Source organism: Kitasatospora sp. NPDC101235 (assembly GCF_044767505.1).
GTDB lineage: Bacteria > Actinomycetota > Actinomycetes > Streptomycetales > Streptomycetaceae > Kitasatospora.
In genome coordinates this window covers 279428-304548 of record NZ_JBIWNZ010000006.1, presented here as the reverse complement: position 1 = coordinate 304548, position 25121 = coordinate 279428, and the positions used below count along the sequence as shown (strand labels likewise).

General features: G+C 75.4%; 19 protein-coding genes and 2 pseudogenes. 12 read left to right on the top strand and 9 right to left on the bottom strand.

Annotation, left to right across the window (positions count from 1 at the left end; all coding sequences use genetic code 11):
• Positions 1 to 6 precede the first annotated feature (6 nt).
• Positions 7 to 570, bottom strand: a complete 564-nt coding sequence (locus ACIRRH_RS13425) for a DUF2243 domain-containing protein (protein WP_403066150.1) — start codon at positions 568 to 570, stop codon at positions 7 to 9.
• A 222-nt stretch (positions 571 to 792) separates the two neighbouring features.
• Here ACIRRH_RS13425 and ACIRRH_RS13420 point away from each other — a divergent pair, with 222 nt between their 5' ends.
• Entirely contained in the window at positions 793 to 1362 is a 570-nt protein-coding gene (locus ACIRRH_RS13420) for an oxygenase MpaB family protein (protein WP_403066148.1), read from the top strand.
• Positions 1363 to 1499: 137 nt separating this feature from the next.
• On the opposite strand, the gene ACIRRH_RS13415 is transcribed toward ACIRRH_RS13420, so the two are convergent.
• Positions 1500 to 1769, bottom strand: coding sequence for a hypothetical protein (locus ACIRRH_RS13415; protein ID WP_403066146.1), 270 nt, complete (start codon positions 1767 to 1769; stop codon positions 1500 to 1502).
• A gap of 536 nt (positions 1770 to 2305) precedes the next feature.
• Complete coding sequence (locus ACIRRH_RS13410) at positions 2306 to 2587, bottom strand: hypothetical protein (RefSeq protein WP_403066144.1); 282 nt, start codon at positions 2585 to 2587, stop codon at positions 2306 to 2308.
• A 189-nt stretch (positions 2588 to 2776) separates the two neighbouring features.
• Here ACIRRH_RS13410 and ACIRRH_RS13405 point away from each other — a divergent pair, with 189 nt between their 5' ends.
• The 3 genes and pseudogenes from ACIRRH_RS13405 to ACIRRH_RS13395 all read left to right on the top strand — a co-directional run bounded on the left by ACIRRH_RS13405 (position 2777) and on the right by ACIRRH_RS13395 (position 5061).
• Positions 2777 to 3994 carry a histidine kinase gene (locus tag ACIRRH_RS13405; RefSeq protein ID WP_403066142.1) on the top strand — a complete coding sequence of 406 codons (1218 nt, stop codon included), beginning with the start codon at positions 2777 to 2779 and terminating at the stop codon, positions 3992 to 3994.
• Positions 3991 to 4697 (top strand): annotated as a pseudogene (locus tag ACIRRH_RS13400) (response regulator). Before ACIRRH_RS13405 ends, ACIRRH_RS13400 begins: the two are co-directional and overlap by 4 nt.
• 115 nt (positions 4698 to 4812) lie before the next feature.
• On the top strand, positions 4813 to 5061 hold the full coding sequence (locus ACIRRH_RS13395; protein ID WP_403066140.1) for a hypothetical protein: 249 nt from the start codon (positions 4813 to 4815) through the stop codon (positions 5059 to 5061).
• Positions 5062 to 5080: 19 nt separating this feature from the next.
• Here the strand turns inward: ACIRRH_RS13395 and ACIRRH_RS13390 are convergent, their stop codons facing one another.
• Positions 5081 to 6493 carry an amidase gene (locus tag ACIRRH_RS13390; RefSeq protein ID WP_403066138.1) on the bottom strand — a complete coding sequence of 471 codons (1413 nt, stop codon included), beginning with the start codon at positions 6491 to 6493 and terminating at the stop codon, positions 5081 to 5083.
• A gap of 122 nt (positions 6494 to 6615) precedes the next feature.
• On the opposite strand from ACIRRH_RS13390, the gene ACIRRH_RS13385 reads away from it, so the two are divergent.
• From ACIRRH_RS13385 to ACIRRH_RS13350, 8 genes are all read left to right on the top strand, one after another.
• Positions 6616 to 7257: a TetR/AcrR family transcriptional regulator gene (locus ACIRRH_RS13385; protein ID WP_403066136.1), complete on the top strand. Its 642-nt coding sequence runs from the start codon at positions 6616 to 6618 to the stop codon at positions 7255 to 7257.
• A gap of 168 nt (positions 7258 to 7425) precedes the next feature.
• Positions 7426 to 8673, top strand: a complete 1248-nt coding sequence (gene aroA, locus ACIRRH_RS13380) for a 3-phosphoshikimate 1-carboxyvinyltransferase (RefSeq protein ID WP_403066134.1) — start codon at positions 7426 to 7428, stop codon at positions 8671 to 8673.
• 66 nt (positions 8674 to 8739) lie between these two features.
• On the top strand, positions 8740 to 9765 hold the full coding sequence (locus tag ACIRRH_RS13375; protein ID WP_403066132.1) for an RNA ligase family protein: 1026 nt from the start codon (positions 8740 to 8742) through the stop codon (positions 9763 to 9765).
• 217 nt (positions 9766 to 9982) lie between these two features.
• Positions 9983 to 10360 carry a YciI family protein gene (locus tag ACIRRH_RS13370; RefSeq protein WP_403066130.1) on the top strand — a complete coding sequence of 126 codons (378 nt, stop codon included), beginning with the start codon at positions 9983 to 9985 and terminating at the stop codon, positions 10358 to 10360.
• On the top strand, positions 10357 to 11646 hold the full coding sequence (locus tag ACIRRH_RS13365; RefSeq protein WP_403066128.1) for an RNA polymerase sigma factor: 1290 nt from the start codon (positions 10357 to 10359) through the stop codon (positions 11644 to 11646). The genes ACIRRH_RS13370 and ACIRRH_RS13365 overlap by 4 nt, the downstream gene beginning before the upstream one ends.
• A 135-nt stretch (positions 11647 to 11781) precedes the next feature.
• Entirely contained in the window at positions 11782 to 12831 is a 1050-nt protein-coding gene (locus tag ACIRRH_RS13360; RefSeq protein ID WP_403066126.1) for an alpha/beta hydrolase, read from the top strand.
• Between the two features lie 203 nt (positions 12832 to 13034).
• A complete protein-coding gene (locus ACIRRH_RS13355; protein WP_403066124.1) occupies positions 13035 to 13946 on the top strand; it encodes a diiron oxygenase in 912 nt (303 codons plus the stop codon).
• A gap of 83 nt (positions 13947 to 14029) precedes the next feature.
• Positions 14030 to 15727, top strand: a complete 1698-nt coding sequence (locus ACIRRH_RS13350) for an FAD-dependent oxidoreductase (protein WP_403066122.1) — start codon at positions 14030 to 14032, stop codon at positions 15725 to 15727.
• Between the two features lie 781 nt (positions 15728 to 16508).
• Here ACIRRH_RS13350 and ACIRRH_RS13345 read toward each other — a convergent pair.
• From ACIRRH_RS13345 to ACIRRH_RS13325, 5 genes and pseudogenes are all read right to left on the bottom strand, one after another.
• Positions 16509 to 19070, bottom strand: a complete 2562-nt coding sequence (locus tag ACIRRH_RS13345) for an FtsX-like permease family protein (RefSeq protein ID WP_403066120.1) — start codon at positions 19068 to 19070, stop codon at positions 16509 to 16511.
• Complete coding sequence (locus ACIRRH_RS13340; RefSeq protein ID WP_403066118.1) at positions 19064 to 19807, bottom strand: ABC transporter ATP-binding protein; 744 nt, start codon at positions 19805 to 19807, stop codon at positions 19064 to 19066. The genes ACIRRH_RS13345 and ACIRRH_RS13340 overlap by 7 nt, the downstream gene beginning before the upstream one ends.
• 99 nt (positions 19808 to 19906) lie before the next feature.
• Positions 19907 to 20119, bottom strand: coding sequence for a hypothetical protein (locus ACIRRH_RS13335; protein WP_403066283.1), 213 nt, complete (start codon positions 20117 to 20119; stop codon positions 19907 to 19909).
• Positions 20120 to 20225: 106 nt separating this feature from the next.
• A pseudogene (locus ACIRRH_RS13330) lies at positions 20226 to 20318 on the bottom strand (PPOX class F420-dependent oxidoreductase); the annotation flags it as partial.
• A gap of 34 nt (positions 20319 to 20352) precedes the next feature.
• Entirely contained in the window at positions 20353 to 25089 is a 4737-nt protein-coding gene (locus tag ACIRRH_RS13325; RefSeq protein ID WP_403066116.1) for a DNA repair ATPase, read from the bottom strand.
• Between the last annotated feature and the right edge of the window lie 32 nt (positions 25090 to 25121).

The window sequence follows — 25121 nt, the reverse complement described above, 5'->3', positions numbered from 1 at the left end:
GGGCCATCAGGCTCGACGGGCTGCGGGGCGGGCGGTGGGTGCGTTGGGGTCGAAGGGCTGGCCGCTGCGCTGGAGCAGGTAGCCGCCGGCGACCAGCAGGGCGCCCAGGAGGAGGAAGCCGAGGTCCCACCAGACCTGGCCGGCTCCCTCGTAGACGTGGTGGATGCCGAGGATGTGGTGGTCCAGGACGCCTTCGACGAGGTTGAACAGGCCCCAGCCGACGAGCATCCAGCCCCACAGCACTCGGGAGGTCCACACCCGCAGCCGGTTGTGGGTGACCCGCGCATACAGGACGGCCAGTCCGACGAGGACCGCAAGCCAGCAGACGGTGTGGAAAACGCCGTCCCACAGGGTGTTCATCTCCAGGCCGGAGACGGTGTGGGGGTCGTAGTACTTCACGCCGATGCGGTCGTGGTTGGTGCTGGAGAGCATGTGGTGCCACTGCAGCAGCTGGTGCAGCACGATGCCGTCGACGAATCCGCCCATGCCCACGCCGAGGACGATGCCCGGCAGCTGGAGACTCGCCGGCCGTGACGTGTCGGCCCTCGTCTCGCCCGTCGTGGTGGCCATCGCTCGTCTCAGCTCCTGGTCGTGGCTCTCGGGAGGTACGTTCGGGACCAGGTTCGCCTCCCTTCCGCCTTCGCACCGCTCGTATGTCCGCCATCCGGCTCAGCCGACCCGTCGTCGTACGTCGCCAGGCGCAGGGTCACACGGCGGGCATCGCGTCGCTGGCGCCGCCGGGCCAGAGCCGGGATCCCGACTTCACCACGCGGCTGACGCCCCTCGTTCGAGTTGGTCAACCAGGAGGACCTGGCCGGCACGCTGATGAGCTTCTCGGTGCTCATCCCGCTCGGCCTCGCCGAGCTGGGCGTCGAGCTGACGACCGGGGACCGTGACGCCTACTTCCACATCTGGCGGGTGGTCGGCCACGTCCTGGGTGTCCAGGAGCAGCTCAACCCGGCCAAGTTCGGCGATGGTTCGGCTCTGAAGGACGTCATCATCCGCCGCCAGCAGCGCCCCTCGGAAGCCGGCACGGTGCTGACGAAGGGCGTCCTGGACTTCATCCGGGAGGTGCTGCCGGTCCCGCCGGGAGCGGGCCCCACGCTGATCCGGCACCTGATCGGCGACAAGTCCGCCGACGTCGTCAAGGTGCCCCCGGCGGACAGCATCACCCAGCTGGGGCTGAGCGCCGCCGCCGTGCCGAGCTTCGGGTACGGCAAGGCGGGCGACACCCTGCCGCCGGCCGCGAAGCTGGCGAGCCAGCTGGGGCTGCTGGTCTTCAAGGAGGGGCTGCTGCTGACCAACAAGGGCCGCCGCCGGGACTGGCAGGTCCCCACCGGCCTGACCGACTCGTCGTCCTGACCTGATCGCGAGGACTGGGAACGGCCGGTCGACCACGTGGTCGACCGGCCGTTCCCTCCTGTGGAGAACCGGATCTCAGCGCGCCGCCCCGTCCCTGCGTCGGCGGGGGCCTGACACCTCCGGTGGAGTGGGGTTCGTCAGCCGTTCTGCCAGGTGGCGCCCGAGCCGGCGAACGCGCCGGAGACGCCGCTGTCGTCGGCCCAGACCCAGAAGTTGGTGTGCTGAGTTCCGTCGGCGTTGACGACGGAGTTCGTGTCCGCGACGCCGGCGCCGTTCTGGTTGGCGACGAACTGGCCCTTGCCGAAGTTCGCGTCCAGGCCCTCCTGGGCCGAGGCCAGCCCGGCGCAGCCGATCACGAGCGGGGCGGTGAGAGCGCCGACGGCCAGGACACGCTTGACAGCACGCATGATGGTTTCCTCCGTGGAGTTCGAGGTCGCAAGTGGTGGCGCCGGTCGGCCCCGCCGGAACCAGACAGCCACGGGCCGCCACCCCTCGCAAGCGATGCCGCAATCCGAACAGACCTCACGGATCGTCAGACATCCCGCTGCGACCTGCGGAAATGGCCGATCGGGTGATCATCTTGCGAGGTCGTTCGGGCGGAGCAGGCGCCGGCCCGGCGACGGCGGACGGCCGGCCGGTCCGAGAACCGGCCGGCCACCGGGCTCACCGGGCCGCGAGGGTCACTGGCCGGCCGCGCGCAGGAGCCGGTGGAGCCCGGGGATGCCGGAGCCGGGCGACGCCGGACTCGGGGCCGCTGAGTACCGCCCCGCTCGATATCGGGCTCTTGGTGAGGTCCAGGTGCGCCGAGGCGTCCGTGTGATTGGTCAGCAGGGTCCCCGAACCCGGCCAAGTCCTCTCCATTGCCCGTCCATCGGCAGGGCGATCGCCGAATCGGCCGGAATCGTGCCCCTTTCGGTCGGTCTGCGGGGTGGCGGCCGGAGCGCTACCGGGCGGCGACCGCCGGGCCGTCGCCGCCGCTGGTGCCGTCGTCGCCGGGCCGGCCGTTCTGGCCGGTCGCGCCGCCGGGACCCCGGGCGTGCACGGTGAAGGAGGCCAGGCCGGCGGGCAGCGCCCAGGCCCCGGTAGTCCGGGTGGAAACCTTGTAGCGGTGCGGGCCGTCGTCCCGCTGGACGGGTGCGGCCTGGGAGGCCGTCGCGGCCAGAGCCGCGACGGTGGAGGCGGTCGCCAACATGCCTTGTCGGAAGAGCTTTTGATTGATCGTCATTAATGCGATGGTCTGGAACTCCGGCGACCTGGCGGCGGCTTCGACTCGTATTCACGCGAACGGGTGGTCGCGATCCGGCCGAGTTCGCGGCGGCCCCCGACGTGCCGCCGACGGGTCGCCGGGGGTGCCGGAGATCCTCCCTCGATCGAGGGAGGACCGGGCTCAGCCTGCCCGGCGATACTTGCGAACATGATCAAGGGAATGCGGTTGCTGCTGCGCAGGTCGACGTATACGGGCGTGCTGTTCGCCGTGCTCGGCGCCCTGGCGGGGCTGCCGGTGGCGATGGTGGCGCTCGGGATGACGCTGGGGGTGTCGGGGAGGCCGGACGCGGTCTGGGTGGCGCTGCCGCTGTGGGCGGTGCTGCTCGGGGTGGCCGGGCTGCCCCAGGTGGTGCGCCGGGTGCTGGCGGCAGGGGCGCGGCGGCTGCTGGGCGTCGCCGTGCCCGCCCCGGTGAAGGGGGCCGCGGGCGAGCGGTGGCGGACGCCGGCCTTCGTGGTGGTGCACGTGGCGCTGGGGTGGACGGTGCTGATCGGCGGCAGCGCGCTCGTCGTGACGGGGGTGGCGCTGCCGGGGCGGTGGGCGGAGGGCACCGCCCGGGTGAGCCTCTTCGGCTGGGGCGCGGAGGTGACGGGCGTCTGGACCTGGGTGCTGGCGGCGCTCAGCCTGGCCCTCGCGGCGGTGCTGTTCGCGGGAGTGTCGGGCACTCTGCGGTGGCTGGCACCCCGGCTGCTCGGCCCCTCGCCGGCCGAGCGGCTCGCGATGGCCGCCGAGCGGGAACGGCTGCTGGCCGAACGCAACCGGCTGGCGCACGAGTTGCACGACTCCATCGGGCACACCCTGACCGCCGCCACCATCCAGGCGGCCGTCGCCGGCGAGGTGCTGACCGCCGATCCGGTGGCGGCGCGGGCCGCCATGCGCAGCATCGAGGAGTCGACCCGGGCCGCGCTGGAGGACCTCGACTACGTGCTGGGCGCGCTGCGCGAGGAGCAGTCGGGCACCGCGCCGACCCGCACCCTCACCGACCTGCCCGAGCTGATCGACCGGCTGCGGCACGCGGGCGCGATCGTGGAGCCGCGGACCACCGGGGACCTGGCGCAGGTGCAGGGCACGCTCTCCCGGGCCGCCTACCGGATCGTCCAGGAGGGGCTGACCAACGCCCTGCGGCACGGCTCGGGCGGGCCGATCGAGCTGCGGGTGACGGCGGGGCCGCAGGCGCTGGAGCTGAGCGTGGTCAACGGGGTGGCGGGTGCAGGCGCGCCGGGTTCGAGCGGCTTCCCGACCTCCGGCCACGGCCTGCCCGGCCTGGCCGAGCGGGTGCGGCTGCTGCACGGCGAGTTCGAGGCCGGCCCGTACGGCGAGGGGCAGTGGCGGCTGGCGGTCCGGCTGCCGGTGCGGTGGTCGGCGTGAGCGGGCCCGGCGCGGGCGCGTCCGACCCCGCCCCGGGCGCGCCGCCCGACGTCACCGTCCTGATCGCCGACGACGACCCCGTCACCCGCAGCGGGCTGAGCACCCTGCTGGGCGCCCAGCCGGGCCTCGCGGTGGTCGGGCGGGCCGCCGACGGCGTCGAGGTGGTCGAGCAGGTCCGGTTGTTGCGGCCGGACGTGGTGCTGATGGACGTGCGGATGCCGCGCCGCAACGGCATCGAGGCGACCCGCGAACTGCTGAGGGGCAGGCCGACCCGCCCAAGGTCGTGGTGATCACGACCTTCGAGAACGACGGCTACGTCACCGCCGCGCTGAGCGCCGGTGCCAGCGGCTTCGTGCTGAAGCGGCTGCCCGTCCCGCAGATCGCCGAGGCGGTGCGGGTGGTGGCGGCCGGGGAGGCGGTGCTGTTCCCTGCCGCATTGCGCCGGATGGTCGCGGCCCGGCCGCTGGACTCGGCCGAGGCACTGCCCCGGGCGGGCCTGACCGGACGGGAGGAGGGCGTGCTGCGGCTGATGGCCACCGGGCTGTCCAACCCGGAGATCGCGCAGGCGCTCGCGGTGAGCCAGGAGACGGTCAAGACGCACGTCGGGAACGTGCTGAGCAAGCTCGGCGCGCAGAACCGGACCCACGCGGTGGTGATCGCGTACGAGAGCGGGCTGGTGGTGCCGGGGCTGCCGGGGGCGTAGCGCCCGGGAGCGGGCCGGGGGCGTCGGCGGGGACCGGGGCTCCGACGGTGGAAGCCGTGCCGTACCGTGTGGGCTCGTGATGTCGAAGGATCGTGCACCCGCCGGGGAGGCGACCATGACCCGCGAGACCCGTGAGAACCGGGGGGCCCGAGCAGGCCGACGGGGAGGCGCCGTCGGCGCCGGGCCGGCCACGCTGGGCCTCGTGCTGGTCGTGGTCGCGGTGTTCGTGCTGAACGGGATGGTGCCGGCGGACTCCTCCGTCGGGTCGGTGCTCCGTACGGCGGAAGGCGGCCTGCTGGCCGGCCTCACGCTCGCGTGGGCCACCTGTCTGCGTCGGAGTCTGCGCCGGCGCCGGCGCCGGTAGCCGTTCCCGTCCTGGTCCGCTACCTCCTCGGGTCGATCGGGGTGAGCACTCCGAGGCGGTCCTCGACGGCCTGGGCGGCGGCCAGGCAGAGGTCCTCGCGGAAGGCCCGGCCGACGAGTTGGACGCCGGTGGGCAGGCCGTCCGGGTCGAGGCCGGTGGGGACGGCGACGGCCGGGACACCGGCGAGGGTGCTCACCGAGCAGAGCCGCATGCCCGAGGCGACCCGGTCGCGGCCCGCCTGGTCCCGCGACTCCAGGCCGGGTTCGACCGGCGGCTCGGTGAACACCGGGCCCAGCAGCAGCGGGTACTCGTGCAGGAACTCCGCCCACGAGCGGCGGATGCCCATCCAGGTGCTCATCAGGCGGATCAGGCCGGGGCCGTCGGCGGGCGGGGCGCTGCGCATCGTCAGCTCGATGTAGCGGTCGCCGCCCTCGCCCAGCAGCTGCCGGACGGCGGGCCAGTTCGGCGCGAACTCGGTGACGGGGAGGCGGTGGTAGGTCTCGAACGCCTCGTCCATCCGCGGGACGTCGGGGACCTCCCGGACGTCGTACCCGGCGTCGCTCAGCGCGTCGGCGGCCTCGGCGACGGCGCGGCGGACGGTGGGGTGGACGCCGTGACCGCCCGGGTCGGTGACGACGGCGACCCTGATCGGGCCGTCGAGCGGCTCTCCGTACAGCGGGACGGGTACGGCGCGCGGGTCGCGCAGGTCGGTGCCCGCCAGGGCCTCGTAGGCGAGCCGCAGGTCGGCGACCGTACGGGCGAACGGGCCGTCGGTGACCAGGCCTTGGGAGGCCGGGCCGGGGTCGTCCGGGCCGATCACGCGCTGGTCGGCGGGGAACCGGCCGGTGGTCGGATTGAGGGCGGCGACCCCGCAGAAGGAGGCGGGGACGCGGACCGAGCCGCCGGAGTCGTTGCCGAGCCCGAGCGGGGCCATCCCGGCGGCGACGGCCACGCCGTCCCCGCCGCTGCTGCCGCCGGGGGTGCGGCGGGCGTCCCAGGGGTTGCGGGTGTCGCCGTACAGCTCGCTGCGGCTGTGCATCCCGGCGAGGATCAGGGTCGGCATGTTGCTGTGGCCGATCGGGATCGCTCCCGCCGCGCGCAGCCTGGCCACCGGGACGGCGTCGGCGGTGGCGACGTGGTCGCGGAAGTGCGGGGTGCCGAAGGTGGTGGGCACTCCGGCGATCGGGGTGCTCTCCTTCACGGTGAACGGCACGCCCGCGAGCGGGCCCGGTTCCTCGCCCGCGGCCCGGCGGCGGTCGGTGTCCCGGGCGGCCTCGCGGGCGCGGTCGGCGAGGAGCTGGGTGACGGCGTTCAGGTGGGGGTTGACCTCGGCGATCCGGGCCAGGTGGCTGTCCACCACCTCCAGGGCTGACACCTCGCCGGTGCGTACGGCGGCGGCGAGTTCGGTCGCGGGCTTGCTCCACAGGGGCATGGGGATCTCCTCGGTTCTCCTCGGGCTGATTCCGATGCGGTCGCATCGGAACCGAACCATAGCCCGGGAACCGATACGCTTGCATCGGAATATCGAAGGACATGGCGAAGAGGAGACCGGAGATGCCGAAGCAGGTGGACCACGAGGGCCGGCGCCGGCGGATCGCCGAGGCCGTCTGCCTGCTGGTGGACGAGCACGGGCTGGAAGGCGTCACCCTGCGGGACGTCGCCACCCGGGCGGAGGTCTCGATGGGGGCCGTCCAGCGCTGCTTCCGCACCAAGGAGGAGATGCTCCTGTTCGCGCTCACCCACGTCGGCGAGCGGGTCGCCGAGCGGGTGCGCAGCCGGCTCACGGCCGGCCCGGCGCAGTCGGCGGCCAGTGAACTCGGGCTGGTGGCGGGCGAGGTGGCGCTGCTGCGCGAGGAGGACCGGGCCGAGGCCAGGATCTGGCTCGCCTTCGTCGCCGGGGCCGCCGTCAACCCGGCGCTGGCGGCGTCCCTGCGGAGCAGCTACGCGGCGCTGGAGGAGCTGATGGTGCGGCTGGTCACCGAGGCCGCGGGCGGGGCGGTGATCGGCGGATCGGTGATGGGCGGTGAGGCCGCGGGCGGGGCGGTGACGGCGCGGACCGAGGCCCGTACGCTGCTCGCCCTCGCCGACGGGCTCACCGCGCACGTCCTGGTCGGGCACCGGACGGTGGAGGAGGCGGAGGAGGTCCTGCACGCCCACCTGGCCGGGCTCTGGGAGCGCTGCCGACCGGCCGGGTGACCCCGGCACCGACGGGACGCGACCGGCCGCCGAACCTTCGCGCACCGTTGTCGCCCAGGCCACCGTCCAGTCGGTGGATGGCCGGGAAACGCGGCGGCCGGGTGGGGCAGGATCGGACCCGACGTCACCGGAGACACCTGTCGGACACTCGTGTGGGGAGAGCATGCCGTGACTGCTGTGGAGATCCCGGGGTCCAAGTCCATCACCGCCCGGGCCCTGTTCCTGGCCGCCGCCGCCGAGGGCGTGACGACCCTGCGCCGGCCGCTGTCCTCGGACGACACCGAGGGCTTCGCCCAGGGGCTGGACACCCTCGGGTACCGGATCGAGCGGACGGCCCGGTCGTGGCGGGTCGAGGGCCGTCCGGCCGGGCCGGCCGCACCGAGCGCCGAGGTGTACTGCCGGGACGGCGCCACCACCGCGCGCTTCCTGCCCGCCCTGGCCACCACCGGCCACGGCACCTACCGCTTCGACGCCTCCCCCCAGATGCGCCGCCGCCCGGTCGCCCCGCTCACCCGGGCGCTGCGCGAGCTGGGCGTGGACCTGCGGCACGAGGAAGCGGAGGGGCACCACCCGCTGACGGTCGTCGCCGACGGCGTCCGCGGCGGTGAACTCACCCTGGACGCCGGGCAGTCCTCGCAGTACCTGACCGCGCTGCTGCTGCTCGGCCCGCTCACCCGGGACGGCCTGCGGATCACCGTCACCCGGCTGGTCTCCGCGCCGTACATCGGCATCACCCTGGCGATGATGCGCTCCTTCGGGGTCGAGGTGAAGCGGGAGCGGACGCCCGTCGGCGAGGTGTTCGAGGTGCCCTCCGGCGGCTACCGGGCCGTCGACTACCCGATCGAGCCGGACGCCTCCACCGCAAGCTACTTCTTCGCCGCTGCGGCCCTGGCCGGCCGGGAGGTCACCGTCCCCGGCCTCGGCCGGGACGCGCTCCAGGGCGACCTGCGATTCGTGGACGTGCTGCGGCGGATGGGCGCCCGGGTGGACATCGGCAGCGACCGCACGACGGTGGCCGGCGACGGCACGCTCGGCGGGATCACCGTCAACATGCGGGACATCTCCGACACCATGCCCACGCTCGCGGCCATCGCGCCGTTCGCCACCGGGCCGGTGCGGATCGAGGACGTCCACAACACCCGGGTCAAGGAGTGCGACCGGCTGGAGGCCTGCGCCGACAACCTGCGCGCGATGGGCGTCACGGTGGCCACCGGGGACGACTGGATCGAGATCCGGCCCGGCGTGCCGCGCCCGGTCGAGATCACCACCCACTCCGACCACCGGATCGTGATGTCCTTCGCCGTCACCTCGCTGCGCACGCCCGGGATCACCTTCGACGACCCGGGCTGCGTGCGGAAGACCTTCCCGGGGTTCCACGAGGCCTTCGCCGGGCTGCGGGCGGCGTGGGGGGTCTGACCCCGCCCGGGCCCCGCCGGGAATCCCTGTTGCCAGGCGGTGGGCCCGGCGGCGAGGATGCCGTTCGTGTCCGAGACGGTGTTCGAGACGGTGCCCGACGGGCCCGGGCTGCGGCCCTATCCCAAGATCCCCGCCCGCGGCCGCTCCGGCGGGCCCGGCAGCCGCGAGTGGACCGCGGCGGAGAAGGTGCACGGGGCGCACTTCGCCGTGGTCTGCGAGGGCGGCTCGGTACGGGCCGCGAAACGGCGTGAACTGCTGGACGACGAGGGGCTGGACGGCTTCTTCGGCGTGAGCCGGATCTGGCCCGAACTGTCCGTCGCGGCGGCCCGGTTCGCCGCCGCGGTGCGCGCACCACGGGGTTCCACGGCCGTGGTGACGGTCTACGGCGAACTGGCCGGCGGCCGCTACCCGCACCCCGAGGTGCCCGCCGTCCCCGGGGTCGACCCGGTCCAGACCGGCGTCTGGTACGCCCCCGGCCTGCGCTGGCTGCCGTTCGACGCCACCGTCGAGACGCCCGAGGGCCGTTGGTGGATCGCCGACCGCACACTGCGCACGGCCGCCCAGGCCGCCGGGCTCACCTGCGTGCCCCTGCTCGGGCACGGCCCCCTGAACAGCCTGCACGACCTGCCGGTGCGCTACCCCACCCGGGTGCCCGCCCTGTTCGGCCTGCCCGAACTGCCGGACAACCTCGCCGAGGGGTACGTCCTCAAGCCGGCCGGCGAGTGGCACGAGTCGGAAACGGCCCGTCCGCTCGTGAAGGTGAAACAGCAGGCCTTCGCCGAGGACGACCGCTACGACGGCGCCCGCCCGTACCTCCCCCCACCGGAGGGCGCGGCCGGCGTCCCCGCCTGGCTCCTCGTCCAGGCCTCCGCCCTGCTCACCCCCACCAGGGCCGCGGCAGCCGTCAGCAAACTGGGCCCCCGCACCCCGCCGGACGCGGTGGCCGCCGAGATCGCCCAGGACGCCGCGGAGGAACTCGCCGAAGCACTGGGCGGCCTGGACCCCGCCGTCCTGGCCGCACTGCGCCGCTCGCTCGAACCGGGCGCGCGGTCGCTGGCGGCCTTCGACGCGCAGGACCGGCGCGGAGCCTGAGCGCGGGTGGCCTGCGGGGAACCTGAGCGCGGTGGCCTGCGGGGAACCTGAGCGCGGGTGGCCGACGGGGTGCCGTACCTTGATCGGCCGCGGCTTCCGGGGGTGCGGAAAAATTCTTCGGGAAAGGTCCCGGCCGATGTCGAGGCCGGGTTCCGCCGCTCCGACTGAGAGGTGACAGCGCGCCGACGGGGCGCGTGGGACAGAGGGGACACCCGAGATGAAGTACGTCGCGATGATCTACGGCAACCAGGCCAAGTGGGACTCCTTCCCGGCCGAGGCGTGGCCGGAGGCGATCGCCAAGCAGGAGGCGTTCAACACGCGGTACCGGGAGAGCGGGGAACTGATCGGCGCGTACGGGCTGGCGGACGCGGCGGCGGCGCAGCTGGTGCGGCGGGCGGAGGGGGTGCCGGTGGTCACCGACGGGCCGTACCTGGAGACCAAGGAGTACCTGGCCAGCTTCTACCTGCTGGACTGCGAGAACCTGGAGCGGGCCCAGCAGATCGCGGCGGACATGCCGTTCGCGGACGTGGAGCCGGTGGAGCTGTGGCCGATCCTGCACGAGTCCCCCGCGAGCGACCTCCCGGCGTGCGGGTGAGCGGCACGACCGACGGTGCCGTCGAGGGCCTGCTGCGCGAACTGGCGCCGCAGGTCCTCGGCGTGCTGGTGCGGCGGCACGGCGGGGCGTTCGGCGCGTGCGAGGACGCGGTGCAGGAGGCGCTGCTGGCCGCCGCGACGCAGTGGCCGCAGGGCGGGGTGCCGGCCAACCCGCGGGGCTGGCTGGTGACGGTCGCGGACCGGCGGCTGGTGGACCAGGTGCGCAGCGAGTCGGCGCGCCGCCGCCGGGAGGAGGCGCTGGCGCTGGCCACGCCGCACTCGGCACTGCTCGCCCCGGCGGCCGACGCGCCCGACCAGGCGGCGGACGACTCGCTCGCGCTGCTGTTCCTCTGCTGCCACCCGGCGCTGTCCGTGCCGAGCCGGATCGCGCTGACCCTGCGTGCGGTCGGCGGCCTGACGACCGCGCAGATCGCGGCCGCGTTCCTGGTGCCGGAGGCGACGATGGCACAGCGGATCAGCCGCGCGAAGCAGACGTTGAAGGTGGCGGCCGGGGCGGACGGCGGACGGTTGGCGCTGCCGGAGGGGGAGAGCGGCGCCGCGCGGCTGGGCGAGGTGCGGCACGTGCTGTACCTGGTGTTCAACGAGGGCTACACGGTGAGCGGCGGCGAGGAGCTGACCGCGCCGCGGCTGTCCGTCGAGGCGATCCGGCTGACCCGGCTGCTGCTGCGGCTGGCCCCCGGGGACGCCGAGACGGCGGGGCTGCTCGCGCTGATGCTGCTCACCGACGCCCGCCGGCCGGCCCGCACCGGGGCGCACGGCGGGCTGGTGCCGCTGGAGGAGCAGGACCGCGGCCGCTGGGACCGGGAACTGCTGGACGAGGGGCTGGAGTTGATCGCCGCGGTGCTGCCGCGCGGGCAGGCCGGGCCGTACCAGGTGCAGGCCGCGATCGCCGCGGTGCACGGGGAGGCGGCGACGGCACGGGAGACCGACTGGCCGCAGGTCCTGGTGCTGTACGACCTGCTGCTGCGCCTCGACCCGAATCCGATGGTCGCGCTCAACCGGGCGGTCGCGGTCGCGACGGTGCACGGTCCGGCGGCCGGGCTCGGGCTCGTCGCGGAGCTGGCCGCGGACAAGCGCCTGGCCCGCCATCACCGGCTGCTCGCCGTCCGGGCCCACCTGCTCGACCGGCTCGGCACGGACCCGGCGGGCGCCGCCCACGCGTACCGGGAAGCGGCGGCCCGTACGGCCAGTGCGCCGGAGCGCCGTCATCTGGTGGCCCGGGCGCAGCGGGTGGAGCGGGCGGTGGGCGGAGAGGCGATTCTGTAGCCGGCGGGGTCGAGGGCGGGTTCAGGCGGCGTCCAGGAGGCTTCCACGTCCGGTGGGAGGGGCCCATCATGGGCTCCCGGTCCCGGCAGAACCGCCCCGACACCGTTCCAGGGCCGTCCTCAGGAGGCAGAAGAGATGACGATCCCACCCCCCGTTCGGATCCAGGCCGCCGTCGTCCGCGCCGCGTACGCCCTGCCGGAGGGTCTGCGGCGGGCCATCGCGGGCAAGCCGGTGGTCCGCGACGGGCAGACGCTCGCGCTGGACGCGCAGTTGATACTCAAGCTCCAGCGGCTGTCCAAGGCGGCCCTGGTGATGCCGGGCGGGGTCGGGCCGTCGCGGGCCGCGATGGAGTACGCGCGGCACCTGGTGGGCGGGCCGGAGAACCGGGCGGTGGCCGCGCGGAGCGTCGGCATCCCGCAGGAGCACGGCGAGCTGCCCGCGACGCTGTACGCCCCGGACGGGCTGGCGGAGGGCTCCGGCCTGCTGGTCTACCTGCACGGCGGTGGCTGGGTGGTCGGCAGCCGGGCCAGCCACGACCACGTCGCCCGCTTCCTCGCCCGGCGGGCGCGGGTGCGGGTGCTGTCGGTGGAGTACCGGCTGGCGCCCGAGCACGTGTTCCCGGCGGCGGCCGAGGACGCGCTGGCCGCGTTCGACTACGCCTACGCGAAGGCGGCGGACCTGGGCGCGGCCCCGGAACGGATCGCGGTCGGCGGGGACAGCGCCGGCGGCAACCTCGCCGCCGTCGCCGCCCGGGAGGCGGTCCGGCGGGGCGGCCCCGCGCCGGTGTTCCAGCTGCTGCTGTACCCGGCGACCGACGCCTCGACCCGGCGCCCCTCGCGCGGGCTGTTCGCCGACGGGTTCTTCCTGACCAGCGCGGACATGGACTGGTTCGCCGACCGGTACGCGCCGGCGCCCGTCGACCGCACCGACCCGCGGCTGTCGCCGCTGCTCGCCGAGGACCTGACCGGCCTGCCGCCCGCGTACATCGGCACCGCGGGCTTCGACCCGCTGCGCGACGAGGGCGAGGCGTACGCGCAGGCGCTGGAGGAGGCGGGCGTCGCGGTGCGGCTGAGCCGGCAGCCGGACCTCATCCACGGGTACGCCAACTACATCGGCATCGGCCACCGCTTCCGGGAGGCGACGGCCGAGGCGGCGGAGGCGCTGCGGCAGGCGATCGGCGGTTGACGAACGGGGCGGGAGTGGAGGGGCGGGACCCTGCGGACGGGTCCCGCCCTTCGCCGTGTCACGGGGCGGACAGGGGCGTGAGCCGTACGGCCGCGCGCCGGATCGCTGCTGCGCAGGGGGTTCTCGGCGACCGGCTCTTATTGTACTGTCCGTCTAATAAGCGGGTGAGCGGGAACCCGCAGGGCAGGCACCTGGAGGCAGCCATGGCTCTCACCCGGCAGACGGAGCACGGCCACACCAAGGCTGACGACGACGTCTCGAAGCGGCTGCTGGAGTCGGCCGCCACCCTCTCCTTCGACCCCTCGACCGAGATCGACTGGGACGCCCCCCTCCCGGAGGACCACTACGGCCTCAACCCGGAGTGGAGCACCCTCTACGGCACCCGGCTGTGGGACGAGATGACCGAGCAGCAGCGGGTCACGCTCACCCGGCACGAGGTCTGCTCGATCATGAACACCGGCATCTGGTTCGAGATGATCCTCCAGCAGATGGTGCTGCGCGATCAGTACCTCAAGAACCCCGCCGACGCCGAGTTCCGGTTCGCGCTCACCGAGATCGCCGACGAGTGCCGCCACTCGATCATGTTCGCCCGCGCCTGCGAGAAGATGGGCGTCCCCGCCTACCGGCCGAACAAGGTGATCGCCCAGGCCGGGCGCGCGTTCAAGGCGCTCGCCAAGGGCGAACTCGCCTACGGCGGAATCCTGGTGGCCGAAGAGGTGCTCGACGTCATGCAGCGCGACTGGATGCGCGGCGAGAACGTGCTGGAGATCGTCCGCGGCACCTCCCGGATCCACGTGGTCGAGGAGTCCCGGCACATGAAGTTCGCCCGGCAGGAGGTCCGCGAGCGGATGCGCCACGCGAGCCCGGCCCGCCGGCGCGCCTCGGCCACCGGCATCGCCGTCGGCGCGTACGTCATCGTCACCAGCATGGTGCACCCGGGCGTGTACCGGGCCGCCGGGCTCGACGTGCAGCGGGCGCTCGCCGAGGTGCGGGCCAACGAGCACCGCAAGGCGATGATGCGCACCAGCTCCCGGCACCTGATGGCCTTCCTCGCCGAGACCGGGCTGCTCACCAGCCGCTCGGCGGCCGTCTACCGCCGGGTGCACATGCTCTGACGGACCGGCAAGAGAGGTTCCGGCGGACCGCCGGACCCGTCCGTCCCCCATCCCACACGCGCAGCGAGGACCCCACCCCGGCCATGGCCTACGCGATCACCCAGACCTGCTGCAACGACGCCTCGTGCGTGTCCGTCTGCCCGGTCAACTGCATCCACCCGACCCCGGACGAGCCGGAGTTCGGCACCACCGACATGCTGTACATCGACCCGCGGGCGTGCATCGACTGCGGCGCCTGCGCGGACGCCTGCCCGGTGGACGCGGTGTTCCCGGTCGACCGGCTGCGCGGGCCGGACACCGTGTTCGGCGACCTCAACCGCGACTGGTTCCGCGACCACCCCAACGACCACGCCTGGGGCGCACCCAGCTTCCCGCGCAGCCTGCCGGGGGAGCTCGGCGCGCTGCGGATCGCCGTCGTCGGCACCGGCCCCTCCGCCGGGTACACGGCGCAGGAACTGCTGCGCAGCACCAGCGCCGAGATCACCATGATCGACCGGCTGCCGGTCACCGGAGGCCTGCTGCGGCACGGCGTCGCGCCCGACCACCAGTCCACCAAGCGGATCGCGGAGAGCTTCGCGAGCGTCTTCCACGACCCGCGGCTGCGGATGCACCTCAACGTGGAGATCGGCACGGACGTCACCCACCAGGAGCTCGCCGCGCACCACCACGCGGTGGTGTACGCGGTCGGCGCGGCCGCCGACCGCCGGCTCGGCATCCCCGGCGAGGACCTGCCGGGCAGCCTGCCCGCGACCGCCTTCGTCGGCTGGTACAACGCCGAACCGACCGTACCGGCCGACGCGGTGGAGCTGTCGGCGGAGCGCGTCGTGGTGGTCGGCAACGGCAACGTCGCGGTGGACATCGCCCGCATCCTGCTCACCGACCCCGACCGGCTCGCCGCCACCGACATCGCCGACCACGCCCTGGCCGCGCTGCGCCGCAGCCGGGTCCGGGAGGTCGTGCTGCTCGCCCGGCGCGGGCCCGGGCAGGCGGCGTGGACCAGGGCGGAGTTCCTGGCGCTGCGGCAGCTGCCGGGCGTCGAGGTGGTGGTGGAGGACCACCCGGAGGTGCGGGCGGCGGTCGAGGCGGCGGTTTCCCGCACGCAGTCGCAGGCGGGCTCGGGGACGCAGGCCGGGCCGGACTCGCGGGCGGCACTGCTGGCGGGGCTGCCGCTGGTGCCGTACGACGGGGCCGCGGAGCCCGGACCGGGGCGGCGGATCGTGCTGCGGTTCCTGTCGGCGCCGGCCGAGCTGTCCGGGGACGGGCGGGTCGAGGCGCTGACCGTCGAGCGGACCGCCCTGGCGGCGGACGGCCGGGTCGAGGGCACCGGGGCGAAGGACGTGCTGCGAGCCGGCCTGGTGGTGCGCTCCATCGGGCACCGGGGCGTGCCGCTGCCCGGGCTGCCGTTCGACGAGCGGGCCGGGACGGTCGCGCACCGGGACGGGCGGGTCGTCGACCCGGCGACCGGCCGGCCGCTGCCGGGCACGTACGTGGTGGGCTGGGCCAAGCGGGGACCGTCCGGCGGGATCGGCGCCAACCGGGCCTGCGCGCGGGAGACGGTGGACGCGCTGCTGGACGACGCGGCCGCCCGCGCGCTGCCCGTCCCGGGGCCGGGGCGCAAGGACTTCGAACGGCTGGTGCGCCGCCGGCGGCCGGATGCGGTCGGGCTGCGGGAGCTGCGGGCGGTGGACCGGGCGGAACGCGAGCGGGGCGAGGCCGAGGGGCGGCCCCGGGTGAAGCTCGCCACCGTGCCGGACCTGCTGGCGGCGGGGCGGCGGCGGTAGCGGGGGAGGGTAGGACGTGCGCAGGAAGTCGGGTGGGCCGGCTTCCTGCGCACCCGGCCGCTCCCCGTACGGGGTTGACCTGCGGCGTGCCGGTTGACGGGGCCGTGTCCCGGTGCGCGTGGGGTGCGTTGGGTGGGTGTGAGTGGTTTTGGGAGGCTGCCGGTACCGGAACGACGAGAGCCGGGTGAGGAAACGATCCTGCATGACATCCCGAGCGGGGCGGAGCAGCCTTCGGCGCCCGGTCCACCCGGGGCGGCGCCCGGCCCGCCCGTGACGGACCCCGGTCCACCCGGGGCGGCGCCCGGTCCGGACGCGCCCATCTACGCCGAGCTGGCCCGGCGCTGGCAGGCCGAGGGGCGCTCCGTCCCCGGGCTGCCCGATCCGGTCTGGGAGTCGCTGGCCGCATCGGCCGGGGCGCGGCCGCCGACGTCCGGCTCGGGCCGGAGCCCGGCATGGGGTTCGGAGTGGAACCCGGGGGCGGGCTCGGAGCGGAACCCGGGGTAGAACTGCCGCGCCCAGCGGCGGAAGCCCGGTCGAGCACTTCCCGGGGACGAGGCGAGTGCGCGTCAGGTGCCGCTCGTGGGCCAGGACCGGGCGGCCCTGCTCTGCTCCCCGCTCCGGACCCGCGCGCTGCTCGGACACCGCCCGAGCGAGCCGGACCTGCCCGAACGGCCGACGGACCTGGTGCTGGACGGGTTGCGCGGGCGGGCGTCATGGTGCCGGAAGCCCGAGTGCCGGCGACCCCCGTGGGAGCACCGGCACTTGAGTCATGATCGAGGGCTCAGGCAGCCCCCGCCGCCCCGCGCAGGATGCCCTGCCCGTCCCGGCCGCGCAGGGCCAGCGCCGCCGGGAGCACCGCCGCCGTCAGTGCGACGGCCGCGCAGGCGGCGGCGAGCACCCCCATCACCGTCCAGGGAACGACCGCGGGCGTCGGGCCGACCAGGTTGGTCAGGGCCGCCCAGGAGCCGCCGACGCTGACGGCCGTGCCGAGCACGCCCAGCAGGGTGCCGGCCGCCACGCACATCAGCGTCTCGACGGCGACGGTGCACAGCACCTGGCCCCTGGTGGCGCCGGCCAGGCGCATGAGGGACAGCTCCTGCCGGCGGTCGGTGACCGTCATCACCAGCGAGTTGGCCAGCGCGATGACCGCGTAACCGATCGCCAGTCCGAGGATCATCAACAGGGCGTTCCAGGAGGCCTGTTCGGTGCTGTCGGTGGCGGCGGACCAGATGTCCGCGGGAGTGGTGAGCCGCGCACCCAGCCCGTCCACGGCGCTCCGCAGCGCGGTGGCGGCCTGCTGCGGATCCGTGCCGGGCAGCAGCCGCAGGTCGATCCGGCTCGCCAGCGCCGGGCCGCCGACGCCGCCGGTGACGGCGTCGGGTCCGGTCACCCAGGCCTGGACGGTCTCGGCGCCGGTGCCGAGCAGGGCGGCGACCCGCAGGTCCCGCGGGGTGCCGTCGGCCAGCCGGACCGACACCTGCTGCCCGACCCGGGGAGAGCCCGACCAGGTGCGGCTGAGCACGACCGAGCCGGGGCCGAGGTCGGTGAGCGAGCCCGCGACGACCGGGAGGTGGTCGACCTCGGCCAGCGCGGTGGGGTCCGCCACGGCGGCGCTGTAGGTCACCAGGACCTGGCCGGTCGGGTCGACGGCCATGAGGGAGGTCGGGGTGATCACCAGCGCCCGCACCCCGGGCACGGACCGGACGCGGTCCACCACGGCCCGGCTCAGCCCGGGCGTGCCGGCCGGGGTGACGACCAGGTCGGCGGTGGACAGCTGGTGGCGGACCTCGCTGACCTGCGAGCGGTTGATGGTGCCGATGCTGCCGAGCAGGCACCCGGCGAAGGCGACGATCAGCACCACCGGGGTGGTGGTCGCGGCGGTGCGACGGAAGGCGGTCAGCGAGCTCTGCCGGGCGGTGGACCAGACGATGCCGCCGCCGTCCTCGGCGGAGCGCCCGCGCAGCCGGGCCGCGAGCCCGGGCAGCGCCGTCAGCAGCCGGATCGCCGGGCCGGCCAGCACGGCCGCCAGCAGCACGCAGCCCGCGACGATGCTCAGCAACAGCGAGAGCGAGTCGGCGGCGTTGGCCGCAGTGTCGGGCCAGCTGTGGGCCGTCACCGCGAGGGCCGCGATCCCGCCGCCCAGCACCAGCAGGCCGCTCACCCATCGGAAGGCCAGCGCGCCGCGCGAGCGCCGTTCGACGTCCGCCTCCGCCAGCGCCTCGCCGGGGCTGATCAGCCCGGCCTTCAGCGAGGACAGCAGCACCCCGCCGAGCGCGGTCAGCAGCCCGATCAGGGCCGCGACCAGCAGCCCCCACCAGGAGACCGGGACGGTGAAGTCGGCCGGCACCATGTCGTGGTCGACCAGCCAACGGCCGGCCGGCGCCGCCCCGGCCGCGCCGAGCGCGCACCCGGCGGCGGAGGCCAGCACGCCGACCACCAGCGCCTCCCGGTTGACCAGGGCGCGGAGCTGCCTGCGGGTGGCGCCGATCAGGCGCAGCAGGGCGAGTTCGCGGCGGCGCTGGGCGATGGACAGCGCGAAGGTTCCGCCCACCACGAACACGGCGGTGCCGCCGGAGACCGCGGCGGAGAGCCCGAGCGGGGTCTGTACGTTCTCCAGCCGGCTGCTGACCTCGGCGTGGTGCGGGTCGGCCTGGCTGCGCTCGGCGCCGGTGAGCACCCGGGCGACGCTCGCGCCGCCGGCGGCGTCCACGGCCCGGCGCACCGCGTCGGCGGGGCCGAAGGCGGCCAGTACCCCGACGGCGGGGCAGAACCGGGCGGCCTGCGCGTCGGTGAAGAAGACGGCGTGCTCGAACGGCACCGCCTCGGTGACGCCGGAGACCGTCGCGCTGTGCACGCCGTCGGCGGTGACGAACCGGACACGCTGTCCGACCTGCTCCGGGCGGCCGCCGCCGATGACGACCTCGTCGTCGGCAGCGGGGGCGGCGCCGGCGGTGAGCCGGTAGCCGCCCAGGGCCGCGGCGGACCAGGCGCGTCCGACCTGCTCGCGCGGGCCGTCCGGGAGCTGGGCGTAGAAGGTGCGGTCCTCGACGGTGCGGCCGGTCGCGGCCACAGCGGCGATCAGCCCCGCGGGCAGGCCCGGCTGGGCGGGGACGGGAGTCGGCTGGGCCTCACCGGTCGGAGGCGTGAAGTCCACGGTCAGGTCGGCGGTCACCAGGACCGGGGCCTCGGAGAAGCGCTGGCGGCCCTGGCCGGGGACGTCGGCGGTGGCGGCGATGACCAGGATCGAGGTGGCCATCAGGGCGACGCCGCAGGCCAGCGCGACGAAGCTGCCGACGAACGAGGCCCAGCGGAGCCGGACGGAGGCGAGGGCGAGGGTCAGCACGCCACGGCCTCCAGCGCGGTCATCCGGGCGGCGACCTGCTCGGCGGTGGGCTGCTCCAGCGAGCCGGCCAGCCGGCCGTCCCGGAGGAAGAGCACCTGGTCGGCGTAGGAGGCGGCGACCGGGTCGTGGGTGACCATGACCACGGCACGGCCGGGGTCGTCGGCCATCCCGCGCAGCAGGGCGAGGACCTCGCGGCCGCTCCTGGTGTCCAGCGCGCCGGTCGGTTCGTCGGCGAGCAGCACCGCCGGGCGGGTGATCAGCGCCCGGGCGATGGCGACCCGCTGCTGCTGGCCGCCGGAGAGCTCGCCCGGCCGGTGTCCGGCCCGGTCGGCGAGGCCGACGGCGGCCAGCGCGGCGGTCACCTCGGCCGGCGCGGGGCGGCGGCCCGACAGCTTGGCCGGGAGCGCCACGTTCTGGGCCGCGGTCAGTGCGGGCAGCAGGTTGAAGGACTGGAAGACGAAGCCGATCCGCTCCCGGCGCAGGACGGTCAGCTCCTTGTCGCGCAGACCGCCGAGGACGGTGCCGTCGACCCGCACCTCGCCGCCGTCGATCGCCTCCAGACCGGCGGCCGACCGCAGCAGGGTCGACTTGCCGGAACCGGAGGGGCCCATGACGGCGGTGAAGGTGCCGAAGGGGAACCCGACACTCACGTCGTCCAGGCCGACGACCGGCTCGGGGCCGCGCCGGTAGGTCCGGCGGACGGAGCGGAGTTCAACGGCAAAGTCCGTGGCGTTCATGATCATATTTCATCGCGCGGGACGAGGGCGGCGCAATGAGCAGGGGTTCAGCCCTGGGGGTGCAGTCAGCTACACCCCCGGAGCCGACGGGCGGGGGAGTCACCCGACGTCGCGAGTGGTGGTCCCCCGTGCTGCCAGGTTCCAGGTGATGACCCGTCGGGGGTGCACCCGGATGACGTCCTTGCTGAACGCGTCCGGTTGCACCGGCGGCACGTCGACGGTCAGGAGCTCCGCGCGGCCCCTGATCTCGATGCCGCGGCCCCAGCCGGCCGCCACCGGGTCGTCGGCGGGGGCCAGGTCGTCCACCAGCACGGAGACATCGGGGCGGGCCTGGGCGTTGAGGTACTTGCGGGCTGCGGGCGTTGTCCGGCCCGCCGATGTCGATCGTGCCGTCCTCGTTGAGCCGGAAGCCCACCGGGCGGACATGGGGGCCGCCGTCGGGGCCGATGGTGGCCAGGCGGGCCAGCGGCTGGGCGACGAGGTACTCGCGCTCTCGTTCGGTGAAGGTCATGCGGCCGACCGTAGGACCTGAAGTGCGGTTGAGGTCAATGCCGTTCGGATCGGTCCGTGGCCCGCCACGCGCGCTTCAGCTCCGCCCAGCGCTGCGCCTGTTCCGGCGTCAGGGTGCCGCGGAGTTCGGCGAGCTTGAGGAGCTGGGCCTCGGCGTCGGCGCCCAGGGGCTGGGCCTCGGCGCGGTAGTGGTCGGTGAGCAGGGCGTCGAGTTCGGGGCGGGTGAGGGCGGGGTCGAGGCGCTGGGCGAGCTTGGCCATGTTGCGGTAGGAGCCCTGGAGCAGGAAGGGGGGCTCGGTGCGGGTGCGGTCGTCCTGGGCGGCGGACGCCAGGTAGGCGCGGTTGACGGCCAGGACGGTGGAGCGAAGGTGGAGCAGGCCGGCCAGGACGGCGGTCATCCGCTCGACCTCGGCGGCGGGCCAGGCGCCGGCCAGGGTGCCGCCGGGCAGGCCGCCGGCGCGGGCGAGCAGGGTGTCGAGGTCGGCGCGCTCGGCGGTGGCGAGCGGGGCCAGGTGGCGGCTGGCGGGCAGGGCGTTCTCGACGAAGCTGAGCGCGAAGAGGTCCTCGCGCCCGGCGACGGCGTCGCCGAGGTTCCACACGTCGGCGCGGTTGGCGAGCATGTCGGGCAGCCGGAAGAGCCGGCCGGACTCGGTGTACGGGTTGGCGGCCATGACGACGGCGAAGCGCTTGCCGCGCAGGTCCCACTCGCGGGCCTCGCCGTCCCAGACGCCGTCGATCCGGCGCTGGGCGTCGCACAGCGGGATGAAGCGCTGGAGGAACTCGGGCGAGGTGTGCTGGACGTCGTCCAGGTAGAGCAGCACGTTGTCGCCCGCGTGCAGGGCGAAGTTGAGCTTCTCGACCTCGCGCCGGGAGGTGGCGTCGGGGGCCTCGGCCGGGTCCAGCGAGGTGACCCGGTGGCCGAGCGCGGGGCCGCTGACGGAGACCAGCAGCAGGCCGAGCCGTTCGGCGAGGTACTCGACCAGGGTGGTCTTGCCGTAGCCGGGCGGGGAGACCAGCAGCAGCAGGCCGCTGCGGTCGACCGGTCCGCCGGACTCGGCCGTGCCGAGCTGCTTGGCGAGGTTGTCGCCGACCAGCGGCAGGTACACCTGGTCGATCAGCCGGTTGCGGACGAAGCCGTTGAGCGGGGCGGGCCGGTACTGGTCGAGCCGCAGCCGGGCGTGCTCGGCGGCCAGCAGTTCGCCGCGCAGCCGCTGGTAGGCCCGGTAGCCGGGCACTTCGACCTGCTCGAACTCCCGGACCCGGGCGAGCAGGTCGTCCAGCCGAAGGTCGAGTGCGCCGCCCGCGAGCCGCGGGTGGTCACCGAGCAGCCCGGTGATCCGGGTGGCCACCGCCCCCTCCGCGGGCCGGCGCGGCAGGGACGGGCAGAGCAGCACGGCGGCGGCCTCGGCGAGGTCGGCCGGGTCGGCGTCGGCGGCGCCCGACTCCAGCCAGGCGGTGGCGAGTTCGCGCCGCACGGGCAGGAGCGACGGCTCCTCGGGAAGGGCTGCCAGCGCCTCGGTGAGGCCGGAGGACTCGGGCGCGGCACGGAACTTGTCGAGCAGTGCGGCGGCGCCCGCCGAGTGGGCGAAGCTGGGTGCGGCGGCGGCCAGTTCGGCCACCAGGTAGGGCCCGGCGGGCTCCGCGCCCGGGTTGAAGTCCGCGACGGCGGCGCTGAGTTCGGCGGCCAGCGCGTCCAGCGCGGCCTGCGCCGGGGCGCCTCCGAAGGCGTCCCGGGCCAGGCCCAGCGAGCGGGCCCGGGTGTGCCAGAGCAGCCGTTGCCGCTCGTCGGCGCCGTGCGCCCAGTACAGCTGCGCGGCCGCCCGGGCGCCCGCCGGATGGCGCAACAGTCCGGCCTCGGCGCCGAGTTCGAGCAGCGCGCGGAGCAGCAGCGCCGCGTCGTGGTCGTGCACGCCGCGCTGGTAGCCCTCGTCCGGCCGCTGCTCGGCGGCGCGCCGGACGTACTCCAGCAGGTCGCCGTCCGCGGACAGCGACCCCGCCTCGGCGGCCGGCAGCAGACTGGCCGCGAGGTACTCGGCGCGGTACAGCTGCGGGGTCTCCGAGGGCAGCGGGCGGTCCCAGTACCGCTCGGTGGCGGCGAAGGCCGGGTCGGTGACGGGGGAGCGGTAGTCGGTGCCGGTGAGGGTGAAGGCGGGGCGGCCGCGCCAGGGCACCAGGGCGAGTTCGGGGCGCTGGGTGGTGACGGCGAACAGGTGCCGGCCCAGCCGCAGGGTGCCGGGGCCGTCCCCGGCGAGTTCGGCGCGGTCGCGCAGTGCCCGGTGGGCGCGGCCGCGGGCGGCGCGCAGCCGTCCGGTCAGCTCCTCGGCCCGGACCCGGTCGCCGAGCGCGGTCAACTGCCCGGCCAGGTCGCGGAGTTTGACGGCCGTCGGGTCGGCGGCGAGGGCCGCGTCGATCTCGGCGGCGGTGTCCAGTGCGGCCAGCCGGCGGTGCAGGGTGTCGAGGATGCGGTCGGCGGAGGCGGCCAGCCGGTCGGCGCGCCGGGCCCGCTCCTCCAGCAGGTGCTGGCGGCGGGCGGTGAGCGTGTCGTGGATCTCGGTGCGCCGGTGGCCGAGCTGCTCGCCGAGGGCCGGGTCGGCGTCGGCGAAGCGGGTCTCCAGCTGCTCGATCCGCAGCAGCAGCCGGCCGAGCTGCTCGTCGCAGGCCTCGGGGGTGTCGGCGGCGGCGAGCGCGGCGGTGGTGGCCTGGCCGAGCAGGGCGGTCTCGGCGGCGAACTCGGCGGTGGCCTCCCGGGTACGCAGCTCCCGGCGGCGCACGGTCAGCGCGGACCGGGCCCGGTTGAGCAGCCCGAGCACGTCGGCGAGCCGGTCGAGGATCGCGGTGCGGGTGGTGGCGTCGGCCAGGTCGAGGGTGCCGACCAGCTCCGAGACGGTCTGCAACGCCTCGTTCTGGGCGCCCAGTTCGAGACCCAGCGGCTCCGCCTCGGCGGCGGTGGCGATGGCGGCGCACCGTTCGGCCAGCTCACCGGCCCGCTGCCGGTGCGGCGCGAAGGCGGTCGGTTCGGCGAGCCGGCCGACGGCGCGGTCGGCGGCCTCGGCCAGGCCCTCGGCGAGGTGCGCGGCGAGCGCGTCGATCCGCTGCGCGTCGGCGCGCGGCAGGTCGCGCAGCGCCTCGACGCGGCCCTGGGCGCGGCGCAGCCCGGCCAGCCGGTCGACCCACTCGGTGGCGTCGGCCAGGGTCTCGCCGCGGGCGGTGCGCAGCAGGCCCTCGACGTGCTCGGCGGCCTCGTCGGTCTGCCGGGCGGCGTGCGCGGTGAGCTGGGCGACGGCCTCGTACTCGGCGATGACCTGCCGGGCGGTGTCGCGGATCTCGGCGAGCGGCGCGGCGAGGTCGCCGAGGCCGCTCTGGCCGAGCCAGTGGTGCCGGTCGGCGGTGCGGGTGCAGGCGGCGAGGACGGCCTGGTGGCCGGCCGGGGTGTCGGCGCCGGCCGCGGCCAGCCGGGCCAGGGCCAGGCAGTCGGCCAGGCCGCGGACCAGGTCGGCGTTGCCGATCCGGGCCAACGGCCCGCTGCCGGGCGGCTGTTCGGCAGCGAAGCGTTCGCTGGTGAACGGGGTCCGCCAGAGCTGGACGGGGTGCAGTCGGGTGGGCCCGTCCTCGGCCGGGCGCAGGGCGACGAGGGTGCCGTCGGCGAGCAGCGCGTAGCCCTGGCAGGGCAGCGGGGCGGAGGCCTCCTGGCGGACGCTGTTGTATGGCTGGAGCAGGGCGCGGCCGTCGGTGGACGAGCGGAACTCGTACAGCACGTCCTCGCCGTTGGGCGAGAGGACGGTGCGCTCGTACACCAGGCCGTCGACCGGCTGGTCGAAGGTGCGCACGGTGCCGTCCACCAGGTGGCAGCCGCCGGGGAACGCCACGCCCTGGTCGGCGGGCAGCCGCAGGCAGGCCTGGCCGAGCGCGTCGATCCGGGTGACCGTGCCGGTGGGCAGGTGGACCACCAGGTGCCGCTCGGTCTCCTCCTGGTACGGGCGCACGCGCACCAGCAGCAGGGTGCCGAGCCGGGCGTGGGCGATCCGGGCGTCGGCGAGGGTCTGGAGGGCCTCGACCAGCGGTTCCCGGTGCAGCTCCCGGCCGTCCGGGGCGGCGATGGTCAGCCGGCCGCCGTCGACGCCGACCAGCAGCTCGCCGGCCAGGTCGGCGCGGGGCGGGCGGCCGGGGCCGGCGGGCAGCTGGTCGTCCCGGGTGAGGGTGGTCCAGGGCAGCTGCCGGCCGTCGGCGGGGGTGTGGTCGCGCTCGCCGCGCCCGTCCAGGTAGCCGGGCCGGGCGTCGCCGTCCAGGCGCCAGCGCAGCACCCGGACGTCGGCGGCGGCCGGGCCGGTGCGGAAGACGGCGAGCAGCCGGCCGTCCACCGGGCGCAGCCGCTCCAGCCGGGCGTCGCGGAAGTAGCGCCGCAGGTCGGCGAGGTCCTGGTGCAGCCGCGGGTCGTCCAGCAGGGTGCCCTCGGCGGGCGCGGGGGAGAGGTCGGGGTGGTGCAGGCCGAGGACGTCGGTGAAGTCCCCTTCGCCGTCGGTGAGTTCGGCCGCGCGGGTGCCGAGCAGCAGCAGCCCGCCGGCGGCGGTGAGGTCCTGGGGCAGGCAGGCCCGGGCGGTGGTGAGCCGCCCGGTGCCGGCCAGCCGCAGCTCCCCGCCGCCGAACTCGGCGACCCGGCGGGCGTTCAACGCCTGGGCCCGGTCGGCGAGTTCGGCGGCGGCTCGGGCGAGCCGGTCGCGCAGGACCTCGTAGGTTCCGGCGTCGAGCCGGGCGTCGAGGGCGTCCACGGTCACGGTCACGTTCCTCAGTTGACTCAGTTGAATCG

Bases quoted from the DNA above. Each gene is read 5' to 3' on its own strand.
- ACIRRH_RS13425 (WP_403066150.1), bottom strand. From the start codon at position 570: ATGGCCACCACGACGGGCGAGACGAGGGCCGACACGTCACGGCCGGCG.
- ACIRRH_RS13415 (WP_403066146.1), bottom strand. From the start codon at position 1,769: ATGCGTGCTGTCAAGCGTGTCCTGGCCGTCGGCGCTCTCACCGCCCCG.
- ACIRRH_RS13410 (WP_403066144.1), bottom strand. From the start codon at position 2,587: ATGACGATCAATCAAAAGCTCTTCCGACAAGGCATGTTGGCGACCGCC.
- ACIRRH_RS13405 (WP_403066142.1), top strand. From the start codon at position 2,777: ATGATCAAGGGAATGCGGTTGCTGCTGCGCAGGTCGACGTATACGGGC.
- ACIRRH_RS13395 (WP_403066140.1), top strand. From the start codon at position 4,813: ATGACCCGCGAGACCCGTGAGAACCGGGGGGCCCGAGCAGGCCGACGG.
- ACIRRH_RS13390 (WP_403066138.1), bottom strand. From the start codon at position 6,493: ATGCCCCTGTGGAGCAAGCCCGCGACCGAACTCGCCGCCGCCGTACGC.
- ACIRRH_RS13385 (WP_403066136.1), top strand. From the start codon at position 6,616: ATGCCGAAGCAGGTGGACCACGAGGGCCGGCGCCGGCGGATCGCCGAG.
- ACIRRH_RS13370 (WP_403066130.1), top strand. From the start codon at position 9,983: ATGAAGTACGTCGCGATGATCTACGGCAACCAGGCCAAGTGGGACTCC.
- ACIRRH_RS13360 (WP_403066126.1), top strand. From the start codon at position 11,782: ATGACGATCCCACCCCCCGTTCGGATCCAGGCCGCCGTCGTCCGCGCC.
- ACIRRH_RS13355 (WP_403066124.1), top strand. From the start codon at position 13,035: ATGGCTCTCACCCGGCAGACGGAGCACGGCCACACCAAGGCTGACGAC.
- ACIRRH_RS13350 (WP_403066122.1), top strand. From the start codon at position 14,030: ATGGCCTACGCGATCACCCAGACCTGCTGCAACGACGCCTCGTGCGTG.
- ACIRRH_RS13340 (WP_403066118.1), bottom strand. From the start codon at position 19,807: ATGAACGCCACGGACTTTGCCGTTGAACTCCGCTCCGTCCGCCGGACC.